17 protein-coding genes are annotated in these 17,764 nt (G+C 72.3%); 6 read left to right on the top strand and 11 right to left on the bottom strand.

The window, feature by feature from the left end; all coding sequences use genetic code 11:
- From M5362_RS08250 to pssA, 4 genes are all read left to right on the top strand, one after another.
- Positions 1-525 (top strand): MaoC family dehydratase, encoded by a 525-nt coding sequence (locus M5362_RS08250; protein WP_260226712.1) that lies wholly within the window; start codon positions 1-3, stop codon positions 523-525.
- Positions 526-527: 2 nt separating this feature from the next.
- On the top strand, positions 528-1,733 hold the full coding sequence (locus M5362_RS08245; protein ID WP_260226711.1) for an acyl-CoA dehydrogenase family protein: 1,206 nt from the start codon (positions 528-530) through the stop codon (positions 1,731-1,733).
- 180 nt (positions 1,734-1,913) lie between these two features.
- Complete coding sequence (locus M5362_RS08240) at positions 1,914-2,570, top strand: phosphatidylserine decarboxylase (protein ID WP_260226710.1); 657 nt, start codon at positions 1,914-1,916, stop codon at positions 2,568-2,570.
- Positions 2,563-3,438, top strand: coding sequence for a CDP-diacylglycerol--serine O-phosphatidyltransferase (gene pssA, locus M5362_RS08235; protein WP_260227138.1), 876 nt, complete (start codon positions 2,563-2,565; stop codon positions 3,436-3,438). Before M5362_RS08240 ends, pssA begins: the two co-directional genes overlap by 8 nt.
- Before the next feature lie 63 nt (positions 3,439-3,501).
- On the opposite strand, the gene M5362_RS08230 is transcribed toward pssA, so the two are convergent.
- The 6 genes from M5362_RS08230 to M5362_RS08205 form a co-directional block, all read right to left on the bottom strand.
- Positions 3,502-4,068 (bottom strand): N-acetyltransferase, encoded by a 567-nt coding sequence (locus M5362_RS08230; protein WP_260226709.1) that lies wholly within the window; start codon positions 4,066-4,068, stop codon positions 3,502-3,504.
- A 91-nt stretch (positions 4,069-4,159) separates the two neighbouring features.
- On the bottom strand, positions 4,160-5,431 hold the full coding sequence (locus M5362_RS08225; RefSeq protein ID WP_260226708.1) for an ABC transporter substrate-binding protein: 1,272 nt from the start codon (positions 5,429-5,431) through the stop codon (positions 4,160-4,162).
- Entirely contained in the window at positions 5,428-6,531 is a 1,104-nt protein-coding gene (locus M5362_RS08220) for a branched-chain amino acid ABC transporter permease (RefSeq protein ID WP_260226707.1), read from the bottom strand. Before M5362_RS08220 ends, M5362_RS08225 begins: the two co-directional genes overlap by 4 nt.
- Positions 6,524-7,414 (bottom strand): branched-chain amino acid ABC transporter permease, encoded by an 891-nt coding sequence (locus M5362_RS08215; protein WP_260226706.1) that lies wholly within the window; start codon positions 7,412-7,414, stop codon positions 6,524-6,526. Before M5362_RS08215 ends, M5362_RS08220 begins: the two co-directional genes overlap by 8 nt.
- Positions 7,411-8,181 carry an ABC transporter ATP-binding protein gene (locus tag M5362_RS08210; protein ID WP_260227137.1) on the bottom strand — a complete coding sequence of 257 codons (771 nt, stop codon included), beginning with the start codon at positions 8,179-8,181 and terminating at the stop codon, positions 7,411-7,413. Before M5362_RS08210 ends, M5362_RS08215 begins: the two co-directional genes overlap by 4 nt.
- Positions 8,182-8,437: 256 nt before the next feature.
- Entirely contained in the window at positions 8,438-9,256 is an 819-nt protein-coding gene (locus M5362_RS08205) for an ABC transporter ATP-binding protein (RefSeq protein ID WP_260226705.1), read from the bottom strand.
- A gap of 179 nt (positions 9,257-9,435) precedes the next feature.
- On the opposite strand from M5362_RS08205, the gene M5362_RS08200 reads away from it, so the two are divergent.
- Positions 9,436-10,635, top strand: a complete 1,200-nt coding sequence (locus M5362_RS08200; protein WP_260226704.1) for a CdaR family transcriptional regulator — start codon at positions 9,436-9,438, stop codon at positions 10,633-10,635.
- A gap of 74 nt (positions 10,636-10,709) precedes the next feature.
- Here the strand turns inward: M5362_RS08200 and M5362_RS08195 are convergent, their stop codons facing one another.
- The 5 genes from M5362_RS08195 to M5362_RS08175 all read right to left on the bottom strand — a co-directional run bounded on the left by M5362_RS08195 (position 10,710) and on the right by M5362_RS08175 (position 14,728).
- Positions 10,710-11,864 carry a glycerate kinase gene (locus M5362_RS08195; protein ID WP_260226703.1) on the bottom strand — a complete coding sequence of 385 codons (1,155 nt, stop codon included), beginning with the start codon at positions 11,862-11,864 and terminating at the stop codon, positions 10,710-10,712.
- 116 nt (positions 11,865-11,980) lie between these two features.
- Positions 11,981-12,457: an NUDIX hydrolase gene (locus tag M5362_RS08190; RefSeq protein ID WP_260226702.1), complete on the bottom strand. Its 477-nt coding sequence runs from the start codon at positions 12,455-12,457 to the stop codon at positions 11,981-11,983.
- Positions 12,458-12,460: 3 nt separating this feature from the next.
- Complete coding sequence (locus M5362_RS08185) at positions 12,461-12,670, bottom strand: type II toxin-antitoxin system VapB family antitoxin (RefSeq protein WP_260226701.1); 210 nt, start codon at positions 12,668-12,670, stop codon at positions 12,461-12,463.
- Positions 12,671-12,679: 9 nt separating this feature from the next.
- A complete protein-coding gene (locus M5362_RS08180; protein WP_260226700.1) occupies positions 12,680-13,216 on the bottom strand; it encodes a methylated-DNA--[protein]-cysteine S-methyltransferase in 537 nt (178 codons plus the stop codon).
- Positions 13,217-13,231: 15 nt separating this feature from the next.
- On the bottom strand, positions 13,232-14,728 hold the full coding sequence (locus M5362_RS08175; RefSeq protein WP_260226699.1) for an AlkA N-terminal domain-containing protein: 1,497 nt from the start codon (positions 14,726-14,728) through the stop codon (positions 13,232-13,234).
- Between the two features lie 227 nt (positions 14,729-14,955).
- On the opposite strand from M5362_RS08175, the gene M5362_RS08170 reads away from it, so the two are divergent.
- Positions 14,956-17,751, top strand: a complete 2,796-nt coding sequence (locus tag M5362_RS08170; protein WP_260226698.1) for a SpoIIE family protein phosphatase — start codon at positions 14,956-14,958, stop codon at positions 17,749-17,751.
- Positions 17,752-17,764 lie beyond the last annotated feature (13 nt).

Raw genomic sequence — 17,764 nt, 5'->3', positions numbered from 1 at the left:
ATGCAGTTCGGCCGTACCTACGAAGAGTTCGAAGTCGGCGCGGTGTACAAGCACTGGCCCGGAAAGACGGTCACCGAGTACGACGACCACCTCTTCTGCCTGCTGACGATGAACCACCATCCGCTGCACATGGATGTGAACTACGCCGAGAACACGACGGACTTCGGCAAGAACGTCGTTGTCGGCAACTACATCTACTCGCTGCTGCTCGGCATGTCCGTCCCGGACGTCTCGGGCAAGGCGATCGCCAACCTGGAGATCGAGTCGCTGCGTCACGTGGCGCCGACCTTCCACGGCGACACCATCTACGGCGAGACCACGGTCCTCGACAAGACGCCGTCGAAGTCGAAGAACGACCGCGGCATCGTCTACGTCGAGACCAAGGGCTACAAGCAGGACGGCACCCTCGTGTGCGTCTTCCGCCGCAAGGTGATGGTCCCCACCGAGACGTACATCAAGGAGCGCGGCGGCGAGCAGCCCGGCCGCCCCGAGCTGATCGAGCCCTCCAAGAAGACGGAGAAGTAGCCATGGCCCGACTCGCCCAGACCGCCGGGCTCACGGACGTCCAGCAGGAGATCCTCAAGACCGTCCGGGAGTTCGTCGACAAGGAGATCATCCCGGTCGCGACCGAGCTGGAGCACCGCGACGAGTACCCGCAGCAGATCGTCGACGGGCTCAAGGAGCTCGGCCTCTTCGGTCTGATGATCCCCGAGGAGTACGGGGGTCTGGGTGAGTCGCTGCTCACCTACGCGCTGTGCGTCGAGGAGATCGCCCGCGGCTGGATGTCGGTCTCCGGCATCATCAACACGCACTTCATCGTGGCGTACATGCTCAAGCAGCACGGCACCCAGGAGCAGAAGGACTACTTCCTTCCGCGGATGGCGGCCGGCGAGACGCGTGGCGCGTTCTCGATGTCGGAGCCGGCCCTCGGCTCGGATGTGTCGGCGATCACGTCCAAGGCGGTCAAGGACGGCGACGAGTACGTCCTGAACGGCCAGAAGATGTGGCTGACGAACGGCGGAACGTCAACGCTGGTCGCCGTTCTCGTCCGAAGTGACGAAGGACACCCCGAGGGTACGGCGCCCCACAAGTCGATGACGACCTTCCTCGTCGAGAAGGAGCCCGGCTTCGGAGAGGTCCGCCCCGGCCTCACCATCCCCGGGAAGATCGACAAGATGGGTTACAAGGGCGTCGACACGACCGAACTCATCATGGACGGACTGCGCATTCCGGCCAATCGGGTCCTCGGCGGGACCACCGGCCGAGGGTTTTACCAAATGATGGACGGCGTGGAGGTCGGCCGCGTGAACGTCGCGGCCCGTGGCTGCGGTGTCGCTCAGCGTGCTTTCGAACTGGGTGTCTCGTATGCCCAGCAGCGTCACACTTTCGGCAAGCCGATCGCCCAGCACCAGGCGATTCAGTTCAAGCTCGCCGAGATGGCTACCAAGGTCGAGGCCGCCCATGCCATGATGGTGAATGCAGCGCGCAAAAAGGACTCCGGGGAACGAAACGACCTCGAAGCAGGGATGGCGAAGTACCTCGCCTCCGAATACTGCAAGGAAGTCGTCGAGGACGCCTTCCGTATCCACGGTGGATACGGGTTCTCGAAGGAGTACGAGATCGAGCGCCTCTACCGCGAGGCTCCGATGCTGCTCATCGGTGAAGGTACCGCCGAGATCCAGAAAATGATCATTGGCCGCCGGTTGCTCGAGGAGTACCGGTTCCAGGGTTGATTGTCGCTTTTGAGTCGGTTCGGCCGCGAAGAAGATCACACCCTGTCAACGTTCTCTGAGCGTTTCCGGCCGACCGACTCGGCTTCTGGCTTACCCAGTTGCGGCTCCCAACCGATAGCATCGAAGGAAAGCCGCCGTCCCCCGTTGCCAGTGCGGCATCATCCGCTACGAAGGTCATCCATGCCCCACAGCCAAACCTCTGCACCTCGCGACAGCCTCGCCGGCGTACGCATCGCACGCGGAGCATCGCCGTGGCTTCTGCCGACCGTCGCCACCGCGGCGCTGAGCCTCGTGCGTGCGCGCAGGTCTCGGCGCGCCGCGGCCATCGCCGTGCCCACCACCGCTCTGGCGGCGGGCATGCTGTGGTTCTTCCGCGACCCCGAGCGCGAGATCGCTCAGGGCCGGGTCATCTCCCCCGCCGACGGTGTGGTGCAGAGCATCATGCCGTGGAAGGACGGACGCACCCGGGTCGCCATCTTCATGAGCCCGCTGAACGTCCACGTCAACCGCGCGCCGCTGGCCGGCACGGTGACGTCCGTGGAGCACATCCCCGGCGGGTTCGTCCCGGCGTTCAACAAGGAGAGCGAGAACAACGAGCGCGTTGTCTGGCACTTCGACACCGAGCTCGGTGACATCGAGATGGTGCAGATCGCCGGGGCAGTGGCCCGGCGCATCGTGCCGTACATCCCCCAGGGGACGAAGGTCGAGCAGGGCGAGCGCATCGGTCTGATCCGCTTCGGGTCACGCGTTGACATCTACCTTCCGGAGGGTGTGGACGTCGCCGTCGAGGTCGGTCAGACCACGACCGCGGGGGTGACTCGCATTGACCGTGATTGATCCCGACACCCGGGCCGCCGACTGGGTCGCCGACGGCGACGCGGAGGATGCCGAGGACGCCGAGGAGATGCCGCTGTCGTTGAGGCTGTCCATAGCGGACGCGCTCACGCTCGGTAACGCGACGTGTGGATTCATGGCGGTGTACTTCACCACCACCGGGATCCTCATCCCGCACCTCACGGGCAGCACCGAGACCGGCATGGCGCGCAACAGCGCCGCCACCGCCGTGATCCTGATGCTGGCCGCGGCGATCTTCGACCTGTTCGACGGCATCGTGGCGCGCAAGCTGCGCTCCTCCCCGATGGGCGCCGAGCTCGACAACCTGTCGGACCTGATCAGCTTCGGTCTGGCCCCGGCCTACTTCGTACTCGTGTACGGCATGGTCACGCCCGGCGCGCAGCAGAAGGTCTCGGCGGTGGCCGCGATCGTGGTGCTCCTCGCGGTGGTGCTGCGGCTGGCGAGATTCTCGTGCGTGACGCTGAAGGACGGCATGTTCCAGGGCATGCCGAGCCCCTTCGGCGCGCTGACGGTCGTCTCGATCGTGCTCCTGGAGCTGCCGTTCATCCCGACGCTGCTCGCGATCATCGGTGTCGCCTGGCTGATGGTGAGCCGGGTCGAGTACCCCAAGCCGCGGGGCATCCTCGCGGTGGCGATGCTCAGCTGGATCGTGGGTGCGATGGGTATGCTGGCGGCCTGGGCGTTCGACGCGCCGGGCGGGCAGCTCCTGCTCCAGACCGGCTGCGCGCTCCAGGTGGTGCTGGGCGCCGTGATCCCCCTCTTCGCGACGGCCCGGCGGGTGAACACCTTCCGCGGCAACCGGCGTGAGAGCCGGGAGGCGCGGCAGGCGGAGGCAGCTCAGCTGCCGTAGGCGATACCTGTACGACGAAGGGCCCGGGTGCGGGAAGCACCCGGGCCCTTCGTCGTGTCCGCCTCAGGTCAGCCGCTTGTAGTACAGCGTGGTGGGGCGGAGGGTCCCCGCGGGGTCGGCGGCGAAGTCCGGGATGACCCCGGCCCGCGTCCAGCCCGCCTTGCGGTAGAGCCCCTCGGCGGGGCTGTCGGTCTCGGTGTCCAGGACCAGGAGCGTGAGGCCCTCGCGCGCCGCGTGGGTCTCCGCGGCGGCCAGGAGGCGGCCGCCGAGGCCCTGGCCCCGGGCGGCACGGTGGACGATCAGCCGGGCGATCTCGCCCCGGTGCCGGCCGTTGGGCTTCCCGGTGCGGACGAGGGTGACCGTCCCCAGGACCTCGCCCGCGGGCCCGTGGGCCGCCCAGACCTCCCTGGCGCCCTGTTCGGCCTCCTCGGCGACCGTGTGCCACCAGGTGGCCGCCTCGGAGGGGTCCAGGGGAGCCAGGAAGCCGAGGGAGGCTCCGCCGTCCACGGCGTCGACGAGCAGGGCGGCGAGGCCCCGGGGAGCGTGGGCGCGGATCCGGACGGGGTCGAGTCGCTCGACGACGGCCGCGGTGGCGGGGGCGTCGGGCGACGCCGTGACGTGATCGTTCATGGGCCCGAGCTTCACACGCCCCTGTTTCCAGCGGGTGACACACGGCAGCCCCGCCGCGCGGGGTGCGCGGCGGGGCTGCCGTACGCCTGGCTCAGCCCGCCTTCGGGGTGAAGCCCTTGGCCGCGTCGGAGACGAAGGGCTCGCGGACCGTGCGCATCCCGCCCGGGACCGACTTGTCCGGCTGCAGGATGACGGACTCCCGCGAGGACGGGGCCTTCGGATCGCTGAAGTCGTGCGTGCCGAATCCGGCGTCGTACGCGTTCAGGGTCAGCAGCGCCTTGTCGATGCCGTCGCGGCTGAGGTCCTTGGCGTCGCAGGCCTTCTTCAGCGCCTCGCCGAAGACGCTCGCCGCCGTCCAGCCGGCGACGATGCCGTTGTCGAGGCTGTCGTTCGGGTACGCGGCCTTGTAGTCGGCGACGAGCTTCTTCGCCGCCGGGGTGTCCGCGCCGATCGGCAGGCTCGGGGAGGCGAACCAGTACATCTTCTCCAGGGCGGGACCGGCCTGGGTGCCGAGCAGCTGCGGGGCGAAGGCCGAGTTGTTGCCGATGACCGGCACCAGGAGCTTCGTCGCCGCCGCGACACCGACCAGGGAGGCGGCCTGGCGCGGGCCCGCGCTGATCACGATGGCCTTGACGCCCGCCTGCTTGAGCGCCGCCACCTGTGCGGACATGTCGTTGTCCGTGGGCTTTATCTTCTGCTCGACGACCGTGAGCCCCGCCTTCTCGGCCGCGAACTTCGAGCCCGCCAGCGCGTTCTCGCCGTAGTCGCCCTCGAAGTAGACGTGCCCCAGCTTGTCGCCCGACTTCAGCCCCTTCTCCTTCACGAGGAAGTCGACGGCGTTGATCGTCTCGACGTCGTACGTGGAGCCGAGGACGCGGATGTACGGGGAGCCGAGCAGCGAGGCCGACCAGGCCTGCGGCAGCACAAGCCCCTTGTCCTGGCCGTCGACGCGCTGCTTGACCGCGGCGACGAACGGGGAGCCGATGAACTGCATGTAGCCGGCGACCTTCGGCTCCAGCTCGGTGTAGGCGGAGAGCGCCTTCTGCGGGTCGTAGCCGTGGTCGCGGACCGTCAGCTCCAGCTGCCGCCCGCAGATCCCGCCGGCCGCGTTGACCTGCTTCACGTACAGCTGCTGCGCCTGTGTGACGCTCTTGCCGAGCGTGGCGTACACCCCGGTCATGTCGGTGAGCGCGCCGACCGCGATGGTCTTGTCGGTGACCCCCTTGCCGGACTTCACCCCGCCCGCGCCGGTGCCCTTCTCGTCGCCGCTCTTGGCCTTGGAGCTGCAGCCGGCGGCGGTCAGCGCCACGAGGGTGGCGAGCGCGACGGCCATGGTTCTGGTCGCCTGTCGTCGGTGGATCATCGTTCCTCCCCAGAGGAGTGCGAGGGTTGGGCGGTTCGCTTGGGTTTCCGGGCGGCCAGCCGGACCAGGCCTCCGGGCAGGAAGAGCACCGCCGCGACGACGGCGGCGCCGTAGAGATAGCGAGCGGCCTCCCCCGGTGCGATCCCGCCCGTCCCGGGGGCGGAGACCAGGGGCAGCGCGTCGCTGTACCGGTTGAGGAGCTGCGGCAGGAGGGAGACGAAGACGCCTCCGATCACCGCACCGGCGACCGAGCCGAGACCGCCGATGACGATCATGGCCAGGTATTCGAGGGAGAGCAGCATGCCGAAGTACTCCGGCACGGTCCGCTGGAAGACCAGCGCGAGCAGGACACCGGCAAGCCCCGCGTACATGGACGACAGGACGAAGACGGCGGCGCGGTAGCGGGCCACGGGGATGCCCATGACCCCGGCGGCGATCCGGTGGTCCCGGATGGCGTTCATGGCGCGGCCGGGGCGGCCGCGGAGGACCCCGCGGGCGAAGAGGGCGCCCGCCAGGAGGAGGGCGAGGCCGAGGTACCAGAGCTTCTCGGCGGAGCCGAACGGTACCTGGGCGACGAGGAGTTCGGTGTCGTCGAAGGTGAGGCCGAAGAGGCTGAGCGGCGGCACCGCCCGGCCGTTGAAGCCTCCCGTGAGGTCGTGCGCGTTGAACAGGACGTGCTGGCCGATGAAGATCAGCGCGAGGGTGGCGATGCCGAGGTACGCGCCCCTCAGCCGGCCCGCGATGGGGCTGAACACCCCGCCGGCCAGGCCCGCGAGGACCACGGCGAGGACGGCGGCGAGCCAGCCGGGGAGCCCGAGCCCGGTGAGGCCGTCCGTCCCGTCGCCGGCGAAGGCGCAGTAGCCGTACGCGCCGACGGCGAGGAAGAAGGCGTGGCCCATGGAGAGCTGGCCGGTGGCGCCGGTCAGCAGGTTGATGCCGATGGCGCCGATCGCGGCGGCCATGGCGAAGAGCCCGGCCTGGAGCCAGAAGCGGTCCAGGTAGAAGGGGAAGGCGGCGAGGACGAGACCGGCGGCGGCCCATCCGTAGACGCGGGGTCGGGCGAGCGTGGCGACGCCACGGCGGGGAAGTGCGTCAGACACGGGCCAGCTCCTTCGTACCGAAGAGTCCGGCCGGACGGATCAGCAGTACCGCGACCATCACCAGGTACGGGGCGAGGTCGCCGATGCCCCGGCCGAGGAAGGTCAGATCGCCCTGGTAGCCGGTGGCGAGGGATTCGGTGATCCCCACCAGGAGGCCTCCGACGAGGGCGCCGGTGGTGGAGTCCAGGCCGCCGAGGATGGCGGCGGGGAAGGCCTTCATCGCGGCGAACGAGGTGCTGCGCTCCAGGCCGGGGGTCGGGAAGACGGTGAGGAAGAGCGCGGCGACGGCGGCGAGTCCGCCGGCCACCGCCCAGGCGCCCAGCGAGACCCGGCCGAGGCGGATGCCCATGAGCGCGGCGGTCTCCTGGTTCTCGGCGGCCGCGCGCATGGCGACGCCCCAGGAGGTGTGGCGGAAGGCCAGGAGGAACGCGGTGATCAGGAGCGCCGCCGCGAGGAAGGCCGCGATCCGGGTCTGCGCCAGGGTGACCGGGCCGAAGGTGACGACGGCGTCGCCCCAGGGGTCGCCGAGCGAGAGGATGTCCGTGCCGATGCGGCGGGTCAGTTCGGTGGCGAGCAGGATGTCGACGCCGATGGTGACGATGGCGAGGACGCTGTGGTCGGAGCCGCGGTAGCGGCGCATGACGAGGAACTCGACAGCCGCGCCGACCAGGGCCGCGCCGCCGATGCCGACGAGCAGCGCCGGCCAGAAGCCGATCTCGTCATGGAGGACGGCGGTGAAGTAGCCGCCGGCGAGCAGCAGGGAGGCGTGCGCGAAGTTGACGACCTCGGTGGCGCGGAAGATCACCACGAAGCCGAGGGCGATGAGGGCGTAGATGGAGCCCAACGAGACGCCGTTGAACAGGAGTTCGGCGAAGGTGGTCACTCGGCGGTCTCCTCTCCGAGGTAGGCGCGGACGACCGCCGGGTCGTTCTGTACGTCGCCGGGGGCGCCGTCGGCGATCCGACGGCCGAAGTCGAGGACGGTGACGGCGTCGGCGAGCCGCATCACCACTCCCATGTCGTGTTCGACCAGGACGATGGAGATCCCGAGGCTGTCGCGGACGCCGGCGATGACGGCCGCGGTGCGGCGGCGCTCGTCGGCGGTCATGCCGGCCACGGGTTCGTCGAGCAGGAGCAGCTTGGGCTCCATACAGAGGGCGCGGGCCAGTTCGGCCAGCTTCTGCTGCCCGTACGGGAGCGATCCCGCGGGCTGCGCGAGCTGCTTCTCCAGTCCGACGAAGGCGGCGATCTCGCGCACGCGGGCGCGGTGCCGGGCGTCCTCACGGGCGGCGGCGGGCAGCCGGAGCCCCGCGGCGAGGAAGCCGGTCCTGGTCAGCCGGTGACGCCCGAGCATCAGGCTGTCCTCGACGGTGGCGCGCGGCGGGAGCGCGAGGTTCTGGAAGATACGGGCGACCCCGAGGTCGGCGATCTTGTGCGGAGGCAGGGCGGTGAGTTCGTGCTCGCCGAAGCGCACGCTGCCGGAGGTCGCCCGGTAGACGCCGGAGAGCACGTTGAAGCAGGTGGACTTGCCTGCGCCGTTGGGGCCGATGACGGCGTGGACGGTGCCGGGGCGGACGGTGAAGGAGACCGAGTCGAGGGCGGTGAGCCCGGCGAAGCGGACGGTGACGTCGCGGACGTCGAGCGCGGGCACGGCCGCGGCCGGGGCCCGGGACGCCTCGGCGTCGGCGGGGGCGGCTGCCTCTCCGGGAGGCGGGGTCGGGCTCATCGGTTCTCCCCACGGGACGGCGTCGGGCGGGAGGCGGCGGCGTGCGGTGCACGGCCGGGGGCCGGGCGAGCGGCGGTCGGTGCACGGCCGGGGGCCGGGCGAGCGGCGGTCGGTGCACGGCCGGGGGCCGGGCGAGCGGCGGTCGGTGCACGGCCGGGGGCCGGGCGAGCGGCGGTCGGTGTCATCGGCCGCCCTCCCAGCGGGAGAGGACGGGGTGGACGGCGGCGGCGCCCGCCGCGTCGGCGGCCGCCTCCTCGTCGACGACGCCCAGGTAGCGGCGGCGCACCTCGTCGGAGGCGGCGAGCTCGGCGGCCGGGCCGGAGAGGGTGACCTCGCCGACCTCCAGGACGTACGCCCGGGTCGCGAGCCGCAGCGCGAGCGCCGCGTTCTGCTCGACCAGGAGGACGGCCGTGCCCTGGGCGTTGATCTCGCGGATCGTGTCGGCGATCCGGGCGGCCATGAGCGGGGCGAGGCCGAGCGAGGGCTCGTCCAGGAGGAGCAGCTTCGGCGAGGCCATCAGGGCGCGGCCGACGGCGAGCATCTGCTGTTCGCCGCCGGAGAGGAGGCCGGCGCGCTGGTGGGCGCGTTCGGCGAGGACGGGGAAGAGTTCGTGGACCCGTTTCAGGGCCGCGGCCTTCCGCGCCCGGTCTCCCCGCGCGCCGAGCCCTCCCGCCCGCAGGTTGTCCTCGACCGTCATCCGGGCGAACACCTGCCGCCCCTCGGGCACCTGGGAGACCCCGGCCGCGACGACCCGGTCGGGGGCGAGCCCGCCGATCGGGCGGCCGCCGAAGCTCACGGTGCCGGAGGTGACGGCTCCGCCGTGGAACGACAGTGTGCGCGAGACGGCCCGCAGCAGCGTGGACTTTCCCGCTCCGTTGCCGCCGAGGACGGTGACGACACCGCCTTCCGGCACGGTGAGCGACACCTGCCTCAGGGCGCGTACCGGTCCGTATCCCGCCGACAGGTCCGCGACCTCGAGGGCGAGTGCGGTCCCTCCCATGGTTCCCCTTCCGTGGCCCGTTCAGTGGCGCTCACCCCAGCACCGCGGTGGCCGTGCGTCCACGTGCGGCGGCCGAAACGCTGCCGGTGACCAGCGGGCGCCGGGGTGGGTTGTGCACGCGCACAACACCGCGTGTCAGGGGCCTGCCGGGAAGGGGTCGGGGGTGGCATCCTCCGGGCATGGGACGGCGCAGACCGCGGACCGGCGACGACTGGAAGCTGTTGGCAGAGGCATGCACGGCACTTCTGGAGCGGCTGCCGGAGCTGGTGGACGAGCATCTGAGGGACCTGCACGAGTACGAACCGGCGTACGGCCGGATCGTGCCGTACGACACGCACTGGCAGGAGGCCCATGAGGCGATGCGGATCGGGATCGAGATGATCTCGGCGCCCCGGGACTCGCCGCGGCGGGATCTGGAGCACGCGGACGAGATGGGGCGGCGGCGGGCCGAGCAGGGGATGCCGCTGGAGCTGATGGTGCACGCGTACCGTCATGCCGGGCATCTGGTGTGGGACGCGCTGATCGAGGACGCCTCGGCGTTCCCGCCGCGACTGGCCGCGTTGACGCAGTCGGCGACGATCGTGTGGTCGGCGGTGGACGCGCAGGCGGACACGGCCTCGGAGGCGTACCGGTCGACGGAGCTGGAGCTGCGGCGGCGCACGGACGAGCAGCTCCAGGCGCTCCTCGACGCGCTGCTCCGCGGGCAGCGCTCGCCGGAGGTGACCTCACAGGCTGCGGCGGGCCTGGATCTGCCGGAGCACGGGCGGTACGCGGTGGTGGTGCTGCGGCACGACCGCCGGGAGGTGCCGGAGCCGTTCCACCGGAGGGTGCAGGGGGCCGGGGTGCGGTTCCTGTGGCGGATGGGCGCGGACTGCGAGATCGGGGTGGTGTCGCTGGCGGAGGGCACGGGCCTGGACGCGCTGTCGGAGCTGCTGCAGGGGCGTTGCCCGGGTCCCGGCGGGATCAGTCCGGTGGTGACGGGCCTCGCGGAGCTGGGCCGGGCGCGGCGCCTCGCGGAGCTGGCCCTGCGGACGAGTCCGCCGGAGTCCCGGCAGATCGTCCGGCTGGACCGCCGGATGGCGGGTGCGCTGGTGGTGGGGCAGCCCGAGCTGGCCGGTCTCCTGGTGGCGGACGTGCTCGGCGGCCTGCTGGAGCTGGACCCGGCGGACCGGGCGATCCTCCTGGAGACGCTCGACGTCTGGCTCGACTGCGAGGGGTCGGCGGGCCGCGCGGCCTCGCGGCTCTACTGTCACCGGAACACGGTCTTCAACCGGCTCCGCCGCCTGGAGCAGCTGACGTCACGGTCCTTGTCGCGCCCGCGGGACCTGACGGAGATGACCCTGGCCCTGGACGCGTTCCGCCTGACGGCGGCGGGGTGAGCGAGAGGGGAGCCCGCGGGGGACGACGTCCCTGAAGGGAGGGGCCCGTGCCGGCGGCTCGGGCCCCTGCTCCGTCAGGTCAGGAAGTCCTTGGCGATGTTCGCCGCGACCTCTTCCAGGAGCGGGCCCGCGTTCGCCATGGACTTGGCCGGCTCGGGTTCGAGGTCGGTGAGCGGGTAGGCGCGGCGGATACCGGCCCTGCCCAGGGCCTCGGGGGCGAGGGCCAGGCGACCGCAGACCGCGACGACCTCCTTGCCCGCCGCCCGCGCCGCCGCGGCGACACCCGCCGGGGCCTTGCCGTGGAGGGTCTGCTCGTCGAGCGAGCCCTCACCGGTGATGACGAGCGTGGCCCGCTCCAGCGCCGGGGCGAAGCCCAGGACGTCGAGCATCAGCTCGATGCCGGGGCGGAAGCTCGCGTCCAGGCCGACGAGCGCCCCGTACCCGATGCCGCCCGCACCGCCCGCGCCGGGCGCGACCGCGCACTCCGCGGCCTTGGGGCCGATGGCCTTCTCCAGGACGGTCACGAAGTGGGCGAGCGCCGTGTCCAGCGTCCGCACGTCCTCCGGGGTCGCGCCCTTCTGCGGACCGTAGACCGCGGGCGCGCCCTTCGGTCCGGTGAGCGGGTTGTCGACGTCGCTGGCGAGGATCAGCTCGACCGAGGCGAACCGCGGGTCGAGGCCGGTCAGGTCGGCGGAGGCGAGGGAGGCCAGAGCGGCTCCGCCCGGCCCCACCGGCTCGCCCTCGGCGTCCAGGAAGACCGCGCCGAGCGCGGCCAGCATCCCCGCGCCGCCGTCCGTCGTCGCGCTTCCGCCGACGCCGAAGACGATCGTCGTCGCGCCCGCGTCGAGCGCGGCCCGCAGCAGTTCGCCGGAGCCGTACGTCGTGGAGGTCAGCGGCGCGAACAGGCCGGCGGGCAGCAGCTGAAGGCCGGAGGCCTCCGCCATCTCCACGACGGCCGTGGTGCCGCGCAGCGCGAAGGCCGCCGTCACCGGGTCGCCGAGGGGCCCGGTCACCCGCACCTCACGGCGTTCGAAACCGGCCGCCACCGCGGCGGCGACCGTACCGTCGCCCCCGTCCGCGACCGGCAGGGTCTCCACTTCCAGCTCCGGGACGACCCGTCGCAGACCTGCTGTGACCCGCTCCGCGACCTGTACGGCCGTGAGCGAGCCCTTGAACTTGTCGGCCGCGACGAGTACGCGTGCGACCTCAGTTACTGCTCCGTCCGCCACCTTGCATCCCTTGCTTTCGAACGTGCAGTCGCGCCGAGCCGAGCCTATCCGCACCCCCCGACACCGTGCCACTCCCTGATGAGACGATATTCGGCACCATAGTGGGGCAATAGCCCTCAGCCTGCTCCTCCGGGCCCGTCGCCGTCCGCCGCCCGGAACCGGGCCAGCCGGTCGGCCAGGTCCGGCGGCCAGAGCGCCTCCTCGGCCGCCGCCAGCCCCCCCGGGCTCCACCAGCGCCCGTACTGGATGCGGTCCGCCGCGTGCGCGGCGGTCAGGTCACCGGCCGGCTCGCGGCGCGGCCCGTACGCCACGTAGATGTGCTCGTGCTGGCGTACGGGCACGCCGGCCCGGGTGAAGTCGTGCTCCCAGGTGCAGAGCAGCTCGCCCGGCTCGATCCCCTCCCAGCCGGTCTCCTCGCGCAGCTCGCGCACAGCGCCCTGCCGTGGGCTCTCCCCGGGTTCCAGGCCGCCGCCGGGCATCGCCCAGTGCACGCCGGCCTCCTCGTTGTCGTAGCGGAAGAGGTAGACGGCCCCGTCGGGGTCCAGTACGGCGATCCGCGCGGCGCGTCGTGGGGTGCGGGGTGGGGTGTCCACCGGTCAGCCCTGCGGAGGTTCGGGTGTCAGCGGGTTGCCCGCGCGGGGCGGGGCCGCGGCTTCGCCGGTGGCGACGCGGGCCTCCGTACGGTGGCCACGGGCGATGTAGTCGCGGACGACCGCCTCGACCGCGTCCCGCGGGTTGTTGATGCCCGCGAGGACCATGACTTCCACGACGAGTTCGGCGTCGAGTTCGATGTTGATGTTGGCCATGCCGGGAACCTAGCACCGCCGAAATCGGCTCGCGGCGACTTCCTCCGGCTGGAAGAGCGCGTCCGGCCCGGCGCCGGACTCGAACTCAAGCAGGCGCCGTTTGCGGTCGATCCCGCCGCCGTACCCGGTCAGGGAGCCGCTCGCCCCGACGACGCGATGGCACGGCACGACGATGCCGACCGGGTTCCTGCCGTTGGCCAGGCCGACGGCACGGGAGGCGCCGGGGCTGCCGAGGGCCTGTGCCAACTCGCCGTACGTGCGCGTCTCGCCGTACGGGATGAGGCGGAGCCGCTCCCAGACGCGGAGCTGGAACGGGGTGCCGATCAGTCTCAACGGCAGGTCGAACTCGGTCAGTTCACCGGCGAAGTACGCGTCGAGCTGACGGATCGCCTCGCCGAAGGGACGCGGGTCGGGCGCGCCGAAGGTCTCCTCGGCGGGGCGGTGGCGCTGGTCGGTCATGTGGACGCGGCTCAGGACGCCGTCCACGGCGACCAGGGTCAGGGCGTCGTAGGGGCTGTCGATGACGGTGTGCCGGACGTCGGGCATGGCGGGTCGGCTTCCTTATACGGGGAGGTGGTTGATCGGGTGGCTGTCGGTGGCCCACAGGTACTGGACGGCGTACGCGCGCCAGGGCCGCCACCGCGCGGCCCTGGCCGTCAGGGCCGCGGTGGTGGAGGGCAGGCCGAGGCCGCCGGCGGCGCGGCGGACGCCGAGATCGCCGGGGAGGAAGGCGTCGGGATCGCCGAGCGCCCGCATCGCGATGACCTCGGTGGTCCAGGGGCCGAAGCCGGGCAGGGCGAGGAGCCGGACGCGTGCCTCCTCCCAGTCGGTGGCCGGGCCGAGGCTCAGCGAGCCGTCGGCCAGGGCCCGGACCAGCGTGAGGAGGGTGGTGCGGCGGCTGCGGGGCAGGGCGAGGGAGTCGGGGTCGAGGCCGGCGAGGGAGTCGGGGGTCGGGAAGAGGTGGGTCAGCCCGCCCTCGGGGTCCTCCACGGGCACGCCGTACGCGGTGACCAGCCGGGCGGCGTGGGTGCGGGCGGCGGCGGTGGAGACCTGCTGGCCGAGCACGGCCCGGACGGCGAACTCGGCCGCGTCGACGGTCCTCGGCACGCGCCGTCCGGGCGCCCGGTCGACCAGCGGCGCGAGCAGCGGGTCCGTACGCAGCTGCTCGTCGACGGCGACCGGGTCGGCGTCGAGGTCGAGCATCCAGCGGCAGCGGCTGATGGCGAGGGTCAGGTCGCGGGGGTCGGTGAGGGAGAGCCGGCAGGCGATGTGGTCGGCCCGGGGGCTGAGGGCGACGATGCCGTGTCCGTGCGGGAGGGCGAGCGTGCGGCGGTAGGCGCCGTCCCGCCACTCCTCCACGCCGGGGACGGCGGTCGCGGCGAGATGACCGAAGAGGTTGGAGGGGTTGAGCGGGGAGCGGTACGGCAGCCGGAGCGCGATCACGCCCGGTGTGCGCGGGGCGTCGGAGGCGGCCGCGGAGCGTCCGGCCGGGGAGCGCTGCGCCCGGGTGCGCAGCTCGCCGGGGGCGAGCGCGAAGACCTCGCGGACGGTGTCGTTGAAGGTGCGGATGGAGGAGAAGCCGGCCGCGAAGGCGATCTCGGCCATCGGCATCGGCGTCGTCTCGATGAGCAGCCGCGCGGTCTGGGCGCGCTGCGCGCGGGCCAGGGCGAGCGGTCCGGCCCCGAGTTCGGCGAGGAGCTGGCGTTCGATCTGGCGGGTGGAGTAGCCGAGCCGGGCGGCCAGCCCCGGGACGCCTTCGCGGTCCACGATCCCGTCCTGGATCAGTCGCATGGCCCGCGCGACGGCGTCGGCGCGGACGTTCCACTCCGGGGAGCCGGGGCTCGTGTCGGGGCGGCACCGCTTGCACGCCCGGAATCCGGCGCGCTGACAGGACGCGGCGCTCGGGTGGAACACCATGTTCTCGGCCTTGGGCGGCACGACCGGGCAGCTGGGACGGCAGTAGATCCGGGTGGTCAGGACGGCGGTGAAGAACACGCCGTCGAAGCGGGCGTCCTTCGACCGGACGGCCCGCACGCAGCGCTCGGTGTCGGTGTGCATGGCTCCATGGTCGGGGACCGGCGGGACCCGCGCTGGCGAGAAAACGACATGGACCTCGCGGGGGCGGGCGCCGCCCGGAGCAGCGCGGCTGGCTCCGCCTCGATATCCCGCCGACACTGGAGCAGCATGGAAGAAGCGGATCCCGACGCCGCCGGCGGGCCGAGGAGCCGAGGAAGTGGACGGGTGACTGCATCCCTGACGACAGCCGAATCACCGAGAAGCACCCCATGAGCGGACGGCTGGGCCAGCGCCCCAAGGGGCTTGGGCTGCGCAGCGTCGCAGGACAGGTGTTCGCCCTCCAGGCGGTCATCGTGGTGCTGCTCGTCACCGTGGGCGCGCTGGCCCTGATCTTCCAGGCCCGGTACGACACGGAGCGTGACGCCCGCAATCGCTCGCTGGCCGCGGCGGAGGCCTTCGCGCACGCTCCGGGGCTCGTCGACACGCTGCGGGAGCCCGATCCGACCGCCCTGCTCCAGGAACGCGCCGAGAGCGCCCGGCGGGCCTCGGGGCTCGACTTCCTCGCCGTGATGACCCCCGACGGGATCCGCTACACGGACTCCCGGCCCGAGCTGATCGGGCAGCGCTCGACCGGCGACTTCGCGCGGGCCAGAGGGGGCGAGTCGTTCACGGAGATCTTCCACGGCGAGCCGTCGGACGCCGTCCGCGCCATCGTCCCGGTCCGTACGGAGGACGGCGCCATCGTCGGCCTGGTCAGCACCGGTATCGAGGTCGAGAACGTCGGCAACGTGGTCGAGGACCAGCTGCCGCTGCTGCTCGGGACGGCGGCGGGCGCCCTGCTGCTCGCGGTCGGCGGCGCGGCGCTGGTGAGCCGGCGGCTGCGGCGGCAGACGCATGGCCTGGGACCGGTCGAGATGACCCGGATCAACGAGCACCACGAGGCGGTGCTGCACGCCGTGCGCGAGGGGGTGCTCATCATCGACGCGGACCGGCGGCTGCTGCTCGCCAACGACGAGGCCCGGCGGCTGCTCGACCTGTCGCCCGAGTCCGAGCAGCGGCACGTCACCGAGCTGGGCCTCGATCCCCGTACCGCCGCGCTGCTCTCCTCCGGGCGGGTCGTCAACGACGAGGTGCATCTGGCGGGCGACCGGCTGCTCGCCGTCAACGTACGTCCCACCAAGCCGTACCGGGGGCGGCCCACCGGCACCGTGATGACCGTACGGGACTCGACCGAGCTCGCCACGGTCTCCGGCCGCGCCGAGGTGGCCAGGGGACGGCTCCAGCTGCTGTACGAGGCGGGGGTGCGGATCGGCACCACCCTGGACGTGGTGCGGACGGCCGAGGAGCTGTCGGAGGTCGCCGTCCCCCGCTTCGCCGACTTCGTGACGGTGGAACTGCTCGAACCGGTGCTGCGGGGCGAGGAGCCGACGGGCGCGATCACCGAGATGCGCCGGACGGCCCTGACGGGCGTCCACGACGACCATCCGTTCCAGCCGGTGGGCGACCGGATCCGGTGCGTCGTGCCGACCACGCCGATGGCGCAGGCGCTCGACAGCGGTCACGCGGTCCTGGTGGCCGAGCTGTCCACGGCCGACGGCTGGCGGGCCCAGGACCCCGAGGGGGCCGCCGGTGCCCTCGCGTACGGGATGCACTCGCTCGTCGCGGTGCCGGTCCTGGCCCGGGGCGTCGTCCTGGGGATGGCCAACTTCTGGCGGGCGGAGACGGAGGAGGCGTTCGGGGACGAGGATCTGAACTTCGCCGAGGAGCTGACCGCGCGCGCCGCGGTCTCCATCGACAACGCCCGCCGGTTCACCCGTGAGCACGAGATGGCGGTGACCCTCCAGCGCAGCCTGCTGCCGCGGATCCTGCCCGACCTGTCCGCGGTCGAGGTCGCCTACCGGTACCTGCCCGCGAAGGCGGGGGTGGGCGGGGACTGGTTCGACGTGATCCCGCTACCGGGCGCGCGGGTGGCGCTGGTGGTGGGCGACGTGGTCGGCCACGGGCTGCACGCGGCGGCGACGATGGGCCGGCTGCGGACGGCGGTCCACAACTTCTCCACCCTGGACCTGCCGCCGGACGAGCTCCTGGGCCACCTCGACGAACTGATCGACCGCATCGACCGGATCGACCGGGGCTCGGAGGGCGGCTCCGCGGCCGGCTCCATGGCGGGGACGGTGGAGGACCCCGCGGCAGGGGGCGGTGCGGAACGGGGCGACGAGGGACGCGAGCGGATCACCGGCGCCACCTGTCTGTACGTCGTCTACGACCCCGCCGACGGCCGCTGCATCATGGCCCGGGCCGGGCATCCGGGGCCCGCGCTCGTCCACCGGGACGGCCGGGTGGAGTTCCCGGAGATGCCCTCCGGGCTGCCGCTGGGCGTGGGCGGGATGCCCTTCGAGACCACGGAGCTGTACCTGCCGGAGGGGAGCCGTCTGGTGCTGTTCACGGACGGCCTCCTGGTCGACCGTGACCGGGACTTCGACACCGGTCTCGGGCTGCTGGGCGAGTCGCTGGCCACGACCGGCCGCAGCCCGGAACAGGCCTGCGCGGACGTTCTGGCGGCGCTGCTCGTGCCGGCGCCGGACGACGACATCGCGCTGCTCGTCGCCGACACCCGCCGCCTGGAGAGCGAGCGGATCGCCGAGTGGGACGTGCCCGGCGATCCGGCCGACGTCTCCCGGATCCGTAACGCGGGCGCCGCGCAGCTCGCCACGTGGGGTCTGGACGGCATCGCGTTCACGGCGGAACTCATCCTCAGCGAGCTGATCACCAACGCGATCCGGTACGGCGCCGAGCCCATCAAGGTCCGGCTGCTGCGCGACCGCCGGCTGATCTGCGAGATCTTCGACGGCAGCAGCACGGCCCCGCACCTGCGCTACGCGGCGACGACCGACGAGGGCGGCCGGGGCCTCTTCCTCGTGGCGCAGTTCGCCGAGCGGTGGGGCACCCGCTACACCGAGCGCGGCAAGGTCATCTGGGCCGAACTGCCTCTGACCACGGAGGATTCGGAGCTCCCGGCGATGGTGGTGCCGGATCTGGACGCGCTGGAGGACCTCGCCTGGTGAGCCTTCGGCAGCC

Origin of the sequence: Streptomyces sp. Je 1-79, assembly GCF_025195125.1 — a bacterium.
GTDB lineage: Bacteria > Actinomycetota > Actinomycetes > Streptomycetales > Streptomycetaceae > Streptomyces.
Note: the sequence above shows the minus strand (reverse complement) of the source record. Positions and strands in the feature narration are given on the sequence as shown.